At 53.3% G+C, this 14,779-nt stretch carries 11 protein-coding genes; all 11 read left to right on the forward strand.

Annotation, left to right across the window (positions count from 1 at the left end; genetic code table 11):
- Position 1 precedes the first annotated feature (1 nt).
- The 11 genes from A0U92_RS02665 (at position 2) to A0U92_RS02715 (ending at position 14,708) form a co-directional block, all read left to right on the forward strand.
- On the forward strand, positions 2–1,183 hold the full coding sequence (locus A0U92_RS02665) for a serine hydrolase domain-containing protein (protein ID WP_077811896.1): 1,182 nt from the start codon (positions 2–4) through the stop codon (positions 1,181–1,183).
- Between the two features lie 67 nt (positions 1,184–1,250).
- On the forward strand, positions 1,251–2,522 hold the full coding sequence (locus tag A0U92_RS02670) for an NAD(P)/FAD-dependent oxidoreductase (protein WP_077811897.1): 1,272 nt from the start codon (positions 1,251–1,253) through the stop codon (positions 2,520–2,522).
- Positions 2,523–2,569: 47 nt separating this feature from the next.
- Positions 2,570–3,574, forward strand: a complete 1,005-nt coding sequence (locus A0U92_RS02675) for a Gfo/Idh/MocA family oxidoreductase (RefSeq protein ID WP_077811898.1) — start codon at positions 2,570–2,572, stop codon at positions 3,572–3,574.
- A gap of 56 nt (positions 3,575–3,630) precedes the next feature.
- Entirely contained in the window at positions 3,631–4,962 is a 1,332-nt protein-coding gene (locus tag A0U92_RS02680) for an NAD(P)/FAD-dependent oxidoreductase (protein WP_187668841.1), read from the forward strand.
- Between the two features lie 137 nt (positions 4,963–5,099).
- Positions 5,100–6,266, forward strand: coding sequence for an acyl-CoA dehydrogenase family protein (locus A0U92_RS02685; RefSeq protein WP_077811900.1), 1,167 nt, complete (start codon positions 5,100–5,102; stop codon positions 6,264–6,266).
- A gap of 18 nt (positions 6,267–6,284) precedes the next feature.
- Entirely contained in the window at positions 6,285–7,781 is a 1,497-nt protein-coding gene (locus A0U92_RS02690; protein ID WP_077811901.1) for an aldehyde dehydrogenase family protein, read from the forward strand.
- A gap of 112 nt (positions 7,782–7,893) precedes the next feature.
- Positions 7,894–8,844: an IS481 family transposase gene (locus tag A0U92_RS02695; RefSeq protein ID WP_077814204.1), complete on the forward strand. Its 951-nt coding sequence runs from the start codon at positions 7,894–7,896 to the stop codon at positions 8,842–8,844.
- 160 nt (positions 8,845–9,004) lie between these two features.
- Positions 9,005–9,931, forward strand: coding sequence for a LysR family transcriptional regulator (locus A0U92_RS02700; RefSeq protein ID WP_077811902.1), 927 nt, complete (start codon positions 9,005–9,007; stop codon positions 9,929–9,931).
- Positions 9,932–10,120: 189 nt separating this feature from the next.
- On the forward strand, positions 10,121–11,284 hold the full coding sequence (locus tag A0U92_RS02705; protein ID WP_077811903.1) for an aromatic ring-hydroxylating oxygenase subunit alpha: 1,164 nt from the start codon (positions 10,121–10,123) through the stop codon (positions 11,282–11,284).
- A 120-nt stretch (positions 11,285–11,404) separates the two neighbouring features.
- On the forward strand, positions 11,405–12,031 hold the full coding sequence (locus tag A0U92_RS02710) for a hypothetical protein (RefSeq protein WP_077811904.1): 627 nt from the start codon (positions 11,405–11,407) through the stop codon (positions 12,029–12,031).
- A gap of 451 nt (positions 12,032–12,482) precedes the next feature.
- Positions 12,483–14,708 (forward strand): TonB-dependent receptor, encoded by a 2,226-nt coding sequence (locus A0U92_RS02715; RefSeq protein WP_187668842.1) that lies wholly within the window; start codon positions 12,483–12,485, stop codon positions 14,706–14,708.
- The last annotated feature ends 71 nt before the right edge of the window (positions 14,709–14,779 follow it).

Here is a 14,779-nt window from a genome sequence, read left to right on the forward strand (position 1 = left end):
AATGCTTTTGTCCCCGGATAGCGCTGAATGGACCAGGGTTATCGAAGATCGCGTAACCGAAGGTCACGCACCGGGAATCGTTGCGGTGGTTGAACGGGCGGGCGAGGCCACGATACATGCGTCGGGCTGGCGGGATCTTGCGACAGGCGCGCCGATGCGTCCCGACACGCTGTTCCGGATTGCCTCGGTCAGTAAGATTGTGACCGCCGTCGCCGCTCTGATGCTGGTTGATGATGATGCCTTGGGGCTGGACGAGGATGTGGTGCGCTGGCTCCCGGAACTCAAGAACCGCCGAGTGCTGCGGACCGCCAGTTCACCGCTTGCCGATACGGTGCCTGCGAATGGTCCCGTGACCCTGCGCGGGCTGCTCAGCCAGAGCTTCGGTCTGGGTTTCGATTATGCGGGACCGTCGAGCGTATCCCGCCGCCTGCAGGCGCTGCAAATCTCCGCGTTCAATTTCTCCGCGGACGGCGATGAATATATGCGTCGCGTGGGTTCGGTGCCGTTGCTCAGCCAACCGGGTGAGCGTTGGCTCTATCATGTCGGGATCGATATCGCTGGCGTCCTGATCGAGCGGATCACGGGCGAACGGTTGGGTGCGTTCATGCAGCGGCGGATTTTCATCCCACTCGGGATGCATGACAGCGGGTTTCAGCTTGACGCGATCCGTGAGCGGCGATTGGCGAGCCTCTATGTCGCTCAGGCTGGGCACTATTATCAGATTCCGGACACGCTGCCTCGCACGGAAGCGCGACCGATGGAGCAGGGTGGGTCGGAACTGATTTCCACGGCGTCGGATCTCGCCAAATTCGGGCGCATGCTGCTCGATGAGGGACTGTTTGCCGGGCGGCGTTTGCTCTCAGAGGAACTCGCTCGGGAGATGCGGCGCGACCATATTTCTGCCCGAGCCAAGCAGCGGTCCCCGCAGTTTCCAGGTTTCTGGGAGACTCTTGGCTGGGGGCTGGGTATTTGCGTTGTACAGGCGCCGAACTCTGTCGCATCCCATGCCGGTCGGTTTGGCTGGTGGGGAGGAACAGGCACCTCGCTGTTCTTAGATCCCGCCACCGACACTGTCATGGTCATGCTTTCTCAAAAGATGATCAGTGACATTTCGGATTCGGCGAATTCGGATGCCTTCATGCGTGCGGCCTTGGCAGAGCCGCGTAAGAAACTGTCAAACTAGGTCATGTTGACGGGTGTTCATGTAACTTTCGATCATTCCATTACATTACGAAAAGACGGCTAAAACTATGGTGAAAGTACAGCACGTAAACTCTTTCTATGCTGCGAGCGTCGCGACGCGGTTGATCGATTATCCTCGTCTGGACGGGGACATCCACGCCGATGTTTGCGTAATAGGCGGTGGCTTTGCCGGTTTGTCGACGGCACTTCATCTCGCGCGGAAGAACACGCGTGTTGTGCTGCTGGAACGCAATCGTGTGGGTTGGGGCGCCTCGGGCCGTAACGGTGGCCATATGGAAAGTCTGTTCGGACATGACCCGGATGATTTCGAGAAACCCGTTGGCCCGGCAAGGATCAACAGTATGTGGGAACTGAGCAGCGAGGCATGTCAACTGGTCGGTCAACTCATTGAGGCCAATGCCATTGACTGCGATATGCGCAGAGGCGTCGGCCATGTGGCCTACAAGGCGAAGCATTCTGAACACTTGCGCCTGGGCGCCGAAAAATTCGTCGCGCGCGGCCATCGCAAAAATGTGGTTTATTACGATCAGACCGAGCTGTCGAACCTGCTTGGTACTGAAAGATATTACGGCGGCTTTTTCGATATGGATATGGTCCATCTCAATCCGCTGCAATTCGCGATAGGCCTTGCAAAAGTGGTTCAACAGGCTGGCGTGCAAATATTCGAGGACACCGACGTCTCTTCCTACGACGCTTCAGGTCTGAATGTGGCGGTCAAGACGGGCGCGGGCATGGTCACCGCCGACAAGCTGGTGATCGCGACGAATGCCAATATCGACCGAATCGACCGGCATATCGCTCAGAAGATATTCAATGCCTATGCTTGGGTGATTGCGACCGAACCATTAGGGAGCGCACGCGCTGACGCCCTGATGAAGAAGCGGCTGGCCGTCAACGACACGCGCATGTTCATCGATTTCTATCGGTTGAGCGGTGATGATCGCCTGATCTTTGGCAGCGTCTCGCCGATCAACTTGAACACCGAGGAAAAACGCAAGCGTGTGCTGCGTGAGCGGATGCTGGCGATTTACCCGGAGCTCGGCGATGTGAGGATCGATTATGCCTGGGAAGGCAAGGGTGCGGCAGACCTGAAATTTTTGCCTCATATCGGCGAAGCCAATCCCAAGGTCTATTATACGCTTGCCTCCAATGTCGCCTGGTCCGTGCTGAACGGAAAGTTGATTTCCGAAGCGATGCATGGAGACCGGGAACGCTTCGACGTGGTCGCGGGGATTGAAACACCCGCCCTCCCCATTGGCGTCCGCGGGCGCGAGGCTCTTGTTGATGCTTATAAACTCTATGAGCGGGCGCTCGGTTAGACCGAAGTCCCTTCATTATCTGACGACTATTTGTAAAGGAATCGAGTATGGCAGCGGTGATCAACGCGGTTCTCGTCGGGGTTGGGCACATGGGTCGCCTCACCGCGAGGTATTTGCTGGAGAAAGGGATCAATGTTGTCGGCGTGGTGAGTCGGACCTCGTCCCAAGGAGAGGATATAGGCACGCTTGTCGGGCTGAAGACGCCGATCGGCGTGACCGTGAGCAACGATCTCGAGGCGATTCTGGCTAATGGCAATGCCGATATTGTCCTGGTGACAACCAGTTCGGATCTGAAATCTCTGCTGCCGATTGCTGAACGCGCCCTTTCCTGCGGGGTGAACGTCGCGACCATCTCGGAGGAGGCATTCTTCCCCGGAACCGCTGGCGAAATCGGCAAGAGGCTCGATGAAGTCGCTCGGGCCAACGGGGTTACGCTCGTGGCGACCGGTGTGCAGGATATATTCTGGCTCAATCTGCCCGCCATGGTGACCGGAGCCATGCACCGCATTGAGGAAATCCATTGCTGGTCGAACGTTAACCTTGATATCTACGGGCCCGCCCTTATCAGTCAGTACCCGGTTGGCCTCACGCCTGAAGAATACGCAAGGCAGGAAGCGGAAGGAGAGCCCAGGAGCTTGATCCCGTTTTCCGGCATCGCTCTGGAAGGACTAACAGCGAAGCTGGGATGGACGCCGACAGGGAGATCCGTCCGTCACGAACCGATCTATGCAGAGTGTGCGATAACTTCCGAAAGCCTTGGGCGGGCCATCTCGCCCGGGCACACCGTTGGTGTAACGGAAATTTACGAGATCGAAACCCGGGAGGGAATCAAACTCAGGATGGAATTTGTTGAAAAGGTGAACGGACCGGAAGAAACTGAAAAGATCGCCTGGACATTTAAGGGTGAACCGGAGCTTGGCGTCGTCGCCGATAGATTTCCCGGCATGGAAGTTACTTGCGCCACACTGGTGAACCGGATTCCAGCAATCCTCGCGGCGCCGGCTGGGTATATTTCGGCGGGCAGCCTTGCCGAAGCGGTCATCATGGGCTGAATGCGCGTGGAGACGAGGCCGTGATGTTGTCCACTGGACACAAGCTATGGGACGTTTTGGCTGGGGGAGGGGCGTCGCTCGTACCGGGTTTTTCGCGCGCCCGCACGGTCGAAAGCGACCTCGAATTGCCTTCTTCAGTCGATGTCGTGATCGTCGGAGGCGGCATCGTCGGCGTTTCTGCGGCTCTTTTCCTTGCCGAACGCGGTATTTCAGTCGCGGTATTCGAGAAAGGGGCGATTGCCTGCGAGGCGTCCGGTCGGAACCACGGACTGATCGAAGGCAAGCATCAGGATATGCGGCTCCAACCATTGATAGAACTGTCCAAGCAGCTTTGGCGCACACTCGACGCAACGACGGGCGAAAAAACTGGCTTTCGTGAGCACGACATCGTCGAATTCTTCAACAGCGAGGAAGACCTCGCCAAGGCGAGGCAGTGGCGCGATCAGGCGGCAGCCATCGGGTTAAACGCTCGAATAGCGCAAGGAAGTGATATTGACGCCTTCCTGCCGGGGGGCGCGGTAGCCTACCGATACGCACTCTATGCAGCGGGAGAAGGCGTCGCGGAACCGCAATGGGCGGCGCCTGCAGTCGCGAACGGCGCACGGAAGTATGGTGCGCTGATTTTTCAGCATTGCGCGGTGCGCGGATTGGAACGCCAAGGCAACGGCATTTGCGCGGCGGTCACCGAACGCGGCACGGTACGGACCCGGAAGGTCATCCTGGCAGGTGGAGTCTGGACACCAGCTTTTGTGCGAAGTCTGGGCCTCGGTGGTCTGCCCATGTTCGGTGGATATGCCTCGATCATGAGCTTGGCACCCTTCGACGGTGGGCCCGATTTTGTCGGCCTGCTGCCGCCCGTCATGGTGCGCCGGGAGATGGACGGAGGCTACTCGGTGGGCGCGATACAGGGTGTCGCTCCGATTCTGCCGAGCCAGTTCAGATATTTCCGCCAGTTGCTGCCCTTGTTGGCAGCCGGCCCATCCATCGTGCCGCGCTTGTCGCTCAGCAATTTCTGGCGTGATCTCACGACGCCGCGTGTCTGGCGTCTCGACCGGCCAAGTCCATTCGAGAATACTCGTGTTCTTCAGCCAGAGATTCAGCAGCGGCTTCTTGATCGGCTCCTGGTGGAACTACGCCGCCAGCGACCGGAGTTTGGGAAAGCGCAAGTACGAGAAGCATGGTCGGGCGCGTTGGTGAGCACGATCGACGATTTGCCTGTCTTGTCCGGAGTGGACGAGATTCCTGGCCTGTTCATCGGGACCGGTTTTACTTACGGCTTTACGATGGGGCCTGGAGCCGGTTCGATTCTTGCGAATCTCGTATTGGGGGAACCTCCAAGAATAGACATTTCTGCATTCAGTTTTTCACGATTCAGGCGGGAAAGGTAAGGTATGCCACCCAAGTGATCCTGTCTTCGCATGTGAATTATCCGGAATTATGCAGGAAATTATAAAAACTTATTGGTTTAATAGAGATTTTTTCCGCAATGACATATCAGTGAGCTTATGCTGGGAGCGGATTGATAATGGTGACGAAGGTTTCTGAGGTGCTTGTAACGAGCAAGACAACTGCTACCGGCTTTGACGAGGCCGCTTTTGCTGAGTTGTTGAGGATTATTAAGATTCGCCGCGATGAATTCAATGCGAATACCCATATTCCGCGTGAGGTTGTTGATCTGATGAAAACCGCGGGCTTCTATCGTGCCGCGGCGCCGGCCTGTTTTGGCGGAACAGGAGTGCCGCCACATTTGTTTCTTGAACGGATCGAGCGGATCGCTCAGGTCGATGGGTCTGCTTCTTGGGTGGCGGCCTTCGGCTCGGCGAATACCTACTATGCGGCGCTTCCTTATGAGGCACAGAAATATATTTATGCTGACGGTCCCGACCAGGTGTTCGCAGGAGGTCTTTACCCGGCGGCTCCGGCAAAGCGCGTGGAAGGAGGTTGGAAGGTTTCCGGGCGCTGGCGTTTCGCAAGCGGCTGCATGGGAGCGGACTGGATCGCGGTAGGTATTGCTGATGAGGGCGTCAACCAGGTCCGCATGGCCGTGAGGCAGGCCTCCGAGATTAAAATCATCCCGAACTGGGAAATGATCGGCATGCAGGGCACCGGCAGTTACGACACGGAACTGACCGATTGCTTCGTCCCCGACGATTGGACCTGTCTGCGTGGCGCGCTGCCAATCTTCGACGATCCGCTGTATCGCTATCCACTGTTTGCCTATCAAGCTCAGGCCCATGCCGCTTCCAACCTTGGCCTTGCTCGTGCCGCTATTGTGACGGCGACCGAGATGGCTGGTGGCAAGAAACTGATGCTGGGAGCTGCCAGACTCGCTGATCGGGCCTATTTCCGCACTGGGCTCGCCAGGGCCGAAGCTATGCTGCAAAGCTGCAGACTGTATTACTACGATGCGGCCGAGCAGGCATGGAACACGATTATACGGGGCGATGAACTGTCCGTCGCCCAACGTAATGCGCTCCGCTTGAGTGCTACCCATGCGGCGCATACAGCCGCCAAAGTTATCCAGCTTCTCTATCGTATCACTGGCATGGCGGCTGCGGAAAAATCGAACCGCTTGCAACAGCTTTTGCGCGACTCGCTGGTCGTCACACAACACGCGGCATTGAGCGAGGTAACGCTGGAGCTATCGGGAGGCGCTCTTGCTGGGGAAAAACTTGCACTGGGATTTCTGTAAATGGGGTGGAGATGAGTGATGGTTTATCGGGGCAAGTTTGAGATCAATGTTGCGACGCGCGCGTTTCTGGCGCGCGAGCCGGGAATTGTGGTTGGCGGCAAGCGCATCGCGGGGCGGTCGAAGGGGCGGATTCCCGTATTTGACCCTGCGTCTGGCCTGCCCATCGCAGAAGTGGTCGATGCGGTAACTGAAGATGTCAATGATGCGGTGGAACGGGCACATGCCGCCTTTCGTGACGGGCGCTGGCGCAACAAGACACCTGCCGAGCGCGAACGCATTCTGTTCCGCTTTGCCGAACTCATCGAGAAGAACGGCGAGGCACTGGCGCAGCTTGAGACGCTAGAGCAGGGCAAATCGATCCATCTTTCCCGCCTCTTTGCCAGCGCCGGTTCCGCAGAGTGGTTGCGCTACGCAGCCGGATTAACGACAAAGGTCGAGGGACGGACAATGGATCTTTCCATGCCGCCCGGCCCGGATCGCTGGACCGCCTATACGCGTCGCGCGCCGGTAGGCGTGGTTGCGGGCATTGTGCCGTGGAACTTTCCGATGGCCATTGCTACCTGGAAATTCGCGCCCGCTCTGGCTGCCGGCTGCTCGGTTGTGTTGAAGCCTTCCGAATTCACTCCGCTATCGGCGCTGTGGCTGGCCGAACTGGCGCTTGAGGCTGGGCTGCCTGATGACGTGCTCAACGTCGTGACCGGAACAGGGCAGGGCGCGGGCTCCGCGCTCGTCTCGCACAGGCTGATCCGCAAGATCACCTTCACCGGTTCGACCGCTACGGGCAAGGCGATCGCGCGCGCCGCATTGGAGAACATGGTGCCGATCGGGTTGGAGCTGGGTGGAAAGAACCCGGCGGTGGTGCTGGCGGATGCTGATCTCGAAGTGACGGTGCCGGGTCTGATGGGGGGCGGATTCTTCAATCAGGGGCAGGTCTGTGCTGCGGCCTCGCGGATTTACGTTGAGGAAGCGATTCATGATCAGCTGGTGGAAGCGCTTGCGGACGCCATCAAGTCGCTGCCCGTGGGTGCCGGTATGGATCCTGCCGCCCAGGTGACGCCACTGGTGTCCAGGGAACATAAAACCAAGGTCACGCGCTATCTTGACGATGCCAAGGCCAAGGCGAAAGTCATTGCAGGAGCGCAGGTGCCGGAAGGTGACGGCTATTTCGTCAGTCCGCATATTGTGATCGCGCCGGCCGATAATGTCGCGCTCAAGCGGGAGGAGGTCTTTGGTCCGGTTATCGCGATCCAGAAAGTCGGGAGTCGGGACGAGGCGATCGCGCTTGCCAACGATACCGACATGGGTTTGGCTGCCAGCGTCTGGACGCAGAACCTGAAGGCAGCGATGACGCTGACGCGCCAGCTTGATGCGGGCACCGTCTGGGTCAACACGCATAGCTTTATCGATCCAGCGCTGCCTTTCGGTGGCATCAAGCAGTCCGGACTTGGTCGTGAGTTTGGTACCGATTGGGTAAACGCCTACACCGAGCTAAAATCAATCTGTATCTCGCATTGAGGTGATTGGAGCTTCGGTCAACGAGGAGGATGTTGTCTCACGCTGCAGTACCTAGCTGTTTAGTCCCGTGTTTTGATGGTGCATTATTCAGTCAGGAATGGAGGGATGCACTGTGGGACAGATTTTACACGGGAGCGCCCGCACGACAGAAGCGGTCCGTCGAGCGATACACGATAGTCAAGAGAGCCTGAGGGTTCTGGCCAGGCGTTATGGGATCAACCCGAAGACGGTTGCGAAGTGGAAGAAGCGCACTGCGGTCGGTGATTTGCCGACCGGCCCCAAAGACGCGCATTCGACGGTGCTGAGCATTGAGGATGAGGCGATCATCGTTGCTTTCCGCCGTCACACGCTGCTGCCGCTGGACGACTGCCTCTACGCACTCCAGGCGACGATCCCGCACCTGACGCGATCATCCCTGCATCGCTGCCTGCAACGACACGGGATCAGCCGACTACCCGAGGTGACGGGAGACAAAAAACCCAGGCGCAAGTTCAAGGCTTATCCGATTGGCTATTTTCACATTGATATTGCTGAAGTGCAGACTGCGGAGGGTAAGCTGCGCCTGTTTGTCGCGATAGACCGTACCAGCAAATTCGCCTTTGTCGAACTGCACCGGGAAGCCGGAAAAATGATTGCCGCAGGTTTTCTGCGGAACCTGATCGCAGCAGTCCCTTATGCCATCCATACAGTTTTGACCGACAACGGCATCCAGTTCACCAGTCAGACACGGCATAAATACGCCTTCCACCCTATCTTTGATCGGGTGTGCGACGAAAACGGTATCGAGCATCGGCTGACAAAGGTGAAGCATCCATGGACCAACGGCCAGGTTGAGAGGATGAACCGCACGATCAGGGAGGCAACAGTCAAACGCTTCTATTATGAAACACATGACCAGTTGCGTCAGCACCTCGCGGACTTCGTCATGGCCTGCAATTTCGCCCGAAGGCTCAAGACGCTACGCGGTCTCACTCCATATGAATTCATTTGCCAGCAGTGGGAAAAAGAACCATCACGGTTCATACATAACCCGCACCATCAAAATACGGGACTAAACACCTAAGGCTGGCGTGCTGAGCGATCGTAATTGTGGGGAATGGTCTACCCCCCCCTGTGTCCAATCGAGCGGAAACTGGCTTGATGATTATGCACGCCACGGTGAGGAATCTGTTGCCTGACAGACGTCGTTCAATGTTGTCCTCGCTGAAAAAAGGAGAAGTGATATGGCTCGACATAAGGCCCTCAGGACGTTCGATCTTAACTTGCTGAAAATCTTTGTCGCTATATGGGACGCGCGCAGCCTAACGATCGCGGGTGACCAGCAGGGTCTTACTCAGCCCGCAATCAGCCATACGCTGAGACGTTTGCGCGAGCAGTTTGACGATCCTCTGTTCGTGCGTGTGGGTAATGAGATGGTACCGACCGATGCCGCGAAGCGACTTTACGAACCGTTGACGGCATCGCTCCAGATTGTTGAGCAGGCTCTACTTGGGCAGCGTTTCTTTCGTCCGGCCGATGCGACCCGTACTTTTCATGTGGCTATGACGGATATCAGTGAATATTATTTCCTGCCAGAAATTCTGCAAATTATCCGTTCGCAAGCACCCAATGTGAAAATCGAGACGACCAATCTCGATATCACTAATATTCATGGTCTTCTCAAATCGGGCAAAACCGATATCGCGGTCGGCTATATTCTGGATACTGAGAATTATACGACCATGCCAATGCTTCATGATCGGCATGTCTGCATCGTCAGGAAAGAGCATCTCGCTAGTTCCGGGGAACTGACCATCCAAGATTTCTGCGACCTAACTTTCGTGGATGTCTCAAAGTCGGTGCCCGGTTACGGAGTGATGGAAAGGCACTTGTCCGACCTGCACATAGAGCGGAATGTTGCCGCGCGTCTTTCCCATCTTTCGGTGTTACCGGCAATCGTGCGTAACACGGATCTAGCGGCCTTGTTTCCGGCCAGCGTAGTCTCGCGTCTTGTCAATGCCGAGGATTTTCGAGTTTTACGCTTGCCTTTTGAACTTCCGCTGATTCCGATCAGCGTTCATGCGCACAAGCGCTTCGCCACCGATCCCGCGATCGTCTGGTTGAGCAAAACTATCTCGAATGCTTTTACAATGTCGAATCCTTCCACCTGAAGCTCAGGAACGGAAATAGGAGAATTATGCTGGATTATCGGCATAATTACAAAAATCAATTTGATGCGTAAATGCAACGGATTAATGTGACCCTGAACTTGGTTGGTGGATTCAGATGCGCGGCGTCGGTGACGGGGCGTCGGTTCGGGAACCCGTGCGGTCGCAATTTGCAAGAGAGGGGAAGGTGTAGTGACTCAGTCACATTGGTTCACGCAGGATGAGATCAAGGGAATCCGCGAAGGATTCAACGGAATTTACAGTTCTCTTCCTTCTCGTCTTTATTACGATGAAGACTTTTATCAGTGGGAAATCGAAAATATCTTGAAGAAGCAGTGGTTGATTGTTGGACGTCAGGAGGAGGTGCCTAATCCTGGAGATTATTTCACGACAAGGATGTTCGATGAACCGATTCTCATCGTCCGCGGGCGTGACGGAGTGCTGCGTGCGCTCATCAATGTCTGTCAGCATCGCTTTGCCCAGATTGTTGAGGAAGGCCGGGGCAATATCAAGCTGCTGATGTGTCCCTACCATCGCTGGACCTACAATCTTGACGGTACTCTTCAAGGAGTCTCGGTCGAGCAGATTGCCGGGTTCGATAAGCATAAGTGCAGGATGCCGGAAGTCCGTCTGGAGATTTGGCAAGGTTTTGTCTTCATTAATTTCGATTCAAATGCGGAGCCGTTGGCCCCGCAGTACGCGCCGATCGAACCGATTTTCAATACATGGAATGTCAGTGACTTTCAGCACAGTTATGCCTACGAGTTCGATGCGCCGTGGAACTGGAAGCTTACGGTCGAGGCTGGCATGGAAGGTTATCACCATGTCGGTGTTCACCATGACCGCATCGAACGAGAGATACCGGCCAAAAACACGGAAGAAAGTTGGGGTGGGAAGGCCTGTTGTTCCTATCGTATGTGGTGGAAGGAAGGCGTGCCGCCTGAATATCTCCAGCCTTTTGGCATTCCGCCGGGCGTCAAAGGTGTTGACTGGGATAATGACCCACGAGTGCTCTTCGGGTTTCCGACTCTGGGAACTTGGTTGAATAATTACCAGAGCACTTATCTCATCTTTGAATTCGGCAACCGCGTTACTGCCAATCGTGGCAAGGTCTGCCAAGCGTTTCCCAAATGGGCGCTGGAATCTGTTAACGCCGAAGAGGCAATAAAGTCCCAGACCGATTTCGCCTATCAAGTGCAACTAGAAGACGAGTTCGCCTGTCGGATTGTTCAAAAGGGCATCACTTCCAAGACCAATCGACGCTCGATCTTGCATCCACGGCTCGAGGTCCAAATGAGCAAATTCTATAACTGGTATCTGGACATGGTGCTGAAGGCGGAACGAGGCACCGCTTGAATCCACGGCGCAAGCCGAAGGTTAAAAATCATGATTGTCTTCGTCGCCCACTCTCCGGAAAGCACGGCATGACGTGGATGACGGGGCGTTGACATTAATATTTGGGATGGAAACTGTAGCATGGCACTCTTGAGGCTCGAAAACGGCGAAATCTTTACCGATATCTCCAAGATCAATGAATTGGTGACCCCTATGGAAATCGGCGCTTTTAATGTGCCCGCCGACTTTCTTGCTTTCGCCAACGATCCGACCACCAAGTTCAACCGGCAATTTGCTAACAGGCTCTACAACGATGTCGCTACAGGGGTGGAAAGGTTGCTTGCCAGACACAACTTCACTTTTCAGGCCCGCCGTATCGGCATCTATGTCCCTCCTGTAAAACCGGGCGACTCTCGTCAGTTCATTACCTTGTTCGACAGCGATGCAGAGGTGGAACCGACGTCGTTGCGCGATGAGGATTTCAAAGCATACATGACGCCGCACCGCTTCCCGGTGCTGGATTTTCATTTCTGCTTCGCGGGTACCATGGCCAAAGGATTGAAACTGCAAAATGGTACCGAAGCTGTAATTTATATTTTCCCCGGTGAATGGATGCGGGTACGTCCAACTGTGCTTAACTGGCCAATCTTTCAGTCTGGTAGCCCCGTCGTCGGCCTGAGCTATTTCGCCGAGAAGGAAAACGAGCATGGCGCCTATGACATGGAACTACATCCGGAATACAAACCGAAGGCGGTTACAAGCTTCTGAGGGCTCCCTGAAACACGATGGTTTGAGACATCTTTCATAGAAAGTCACAGGTATTTCAATGTCGGGATATGGCGCAGGAACGTAATGCAGCTATATCCCGCGGCGAAAACGCTCTAAATCTATGTATAAATAATAAGAAATAAATTACGAATGTGGTAAATAAAAATGTAATGCTTTATGCATTTAATGAAATTATTATTTTAAATATGGTGTAAATAAAATTAAAATACGTATTTTATTAATTGTATTATATAATTGAATTTATTTTCACAAAATGAATTAGTTCATGATGTGCTTCCTGTGATGCTCAATGCGGCTTTGTGTCATATTTGTTTCGATATAGTAATGTATGGGGTGTTGTATGATCGTTTGGTGCAGAGGCCTCGTTTCGAGCGCCTTGAAGGTGCGGGTGTGCAGAAATCGCCTGCTTGTCATATTGACAACTGGCTGCATGGTAATGGTCTCCTCACAAGGCGTTTTACAAGCTAATGCAGCTTCACATCGCAATGCGCCCGAAATGTCACGTTCGGATAATTTCACTGATGTCCGTTCGAAACAGTTGGGTGTCGGTCGAATCAAACCAGCCAGACGAAGGAGCGTTACTAGACATAATCCTGAGAACATCCAGATAGTCGGAACATCGGTAACGGGTCGGTTTAGAAGAAGTGCTCAAACCGCTACGGCCTATACAGCAAAATATCTTCAAGATGCAGGTATAAAAAATGTTGCTGATCTACAGATCTTGGTGCCTAGCCTAAATTACGGACAGGAGGCAGCCTGGGCTAAACCTCATCTTCGTGGTCTTGGTACGACGGCAACAGGACCGGGTGTAGAAAGTTCGGTCGGGCTTTATGTTGACGACATCTATTATGCTTCGACTGTAGGAGGAGCGACAGATTTTAACAATATTGCTTCATTGAGCGTATTAAATGGTCCGCAAGGAACGAGTGGCGGGAGGAGCGAAACTGGTGGTGCCATCCAGATCAGCACTAAAGATCCTGCTCAAAAATTTTCTGGTTCGGCGAACATCGGTTATGGAAATTACGCTACCACACAAGGGACTTTTTATGTAACTGGTGGAATATCCAAAAAACTTTCAGCGGATATTGCTGTAAGGTTTAGTGACCAAGAAGATGGTTACGGAAAAAACTATTATACAAATAAGGATATAGACAAGACACAAAGTTTTTTTGTTCGTTCCAAATGGTTATATCGACCAAAGGATAACGTTAAACTATATTTTATATCTGACTATGGTCATATGTTGTATAGCCCTATTCTTCAGCCTGCTCCAGGGACCACTCCTGTGGGTGGTAATATCCCGGTTGGTCCACACGATCTCAACGGCCCGAATGATCCGTCCGGTATTCTTAATACTGGGGGTTTTGCCGTTAAAAGTAAGGTTGACCTTAACGGTATTAGTCTGGAGACAATATCAGGTATCCGTCTGATGTATTCAAAGACGGGTGAGGATGGTGCCCTGACCAATAATCCTCTTCTCGCGGAGAATATATCGCTGACGGAAAATCATCGGCAGATTACACAAGAGATAAGGTTAAGTGGTCAGCATTCGTTGTTCACTTGGCGTAGCGGGATGTTTTTTATGCATGAAGATGCTTGGTATGATCCGACGGAGCTTTCGGGTGATCTCTATGCACCATACACACGTATGGACTATTTCACGCATAGTCGTACGAATACGGGAGGTATTTACGGCAACATGTCTTTTGCGATTGACCGGGACACCCGCGTTATCGCAGAGGTAAGATATGATATTGAAGGCAGATCAATAAGTATAAATAATCCAAATTATGCGAGCGATGGCAGCAGTCTAGGTATTAGTCATTCTTCTGGGTCGAAAATTTATCATGGTCCTTCAGCCAAGGTCGCACTTGAGCACAACTTCAACGACAATTTGTTTGGATATGTGTCTTACAACCATGGATTTAAGAGTGGTGGTTGGAATCCTTCGCTGCTTCCAGTTGTTCCGTATAAGCCTGAAACTGTTGACTCATTCGAAACGGGAGTGAAATTTAGCGCCTTTAGTAAAAGACTTAATATAGATCTGGCTGGATTTTATTATATATACAATAATATTCAAGTTCAAAGTTATGCGACAGGTATCTTGGATATTATGAACGGGGCTTCAGCAAACGTAAAAGGTATTGACCTAAATGGTAGATATAAGATTATTAAAAATCTTACTGGTACATTTGGTGTCGAGCTTTTAGATTCCCGCTTCACGTCATATCCGCAAGCAGATATTACATCGCCCGAGCCGTGTGGTGCCACCATTTCGGGAGTTTGTGGAGGAACTTATTATGGGCAAGGTAGCGCCAAAGGAAGGCATTTGCCTTATTCGTCGTCCGTAACGGCTTCTCTTTCATTGACTTATGTTCAACCTAGTCTCGTGGGTGACTTCCGCTTTACCGGGTCGTACCGTTATAATAGTGGTTTTTATGGCGAACCAGATAACAGATTACACCAGAAGCCATATAGCTTGTTCAATGCACAGCTTGGTTGGACGTCACCTTCAAACCGCTACAATATTGCAGTATGGGCAAACAATCTGACAAATTCTGCTTATTCACTAAGTCTCTTTTCTCAGTCAAATGGTGATGTGATAATGTACGCACCACCTCGAACCTACGGATTTACGGCTGGTGTCAATTTCTAGCGGTATAGTTTCATTTTGCGATGTAAAAAATAGTAATTCGAATGTTTTTCAACGCCAGTTGTATGGTCCCG

This window comes from Acetobacter aceti, from assembly GCF_002005445.1.
In the GTDB taxonomy this organism is placed as follows: domain Bacteria; phylum Pseudomonadota; class Alphaproteobacteria; order Acetobacterales; family Acetobacteraceae; genus Acetobacter; species Acetobacter aceti_B.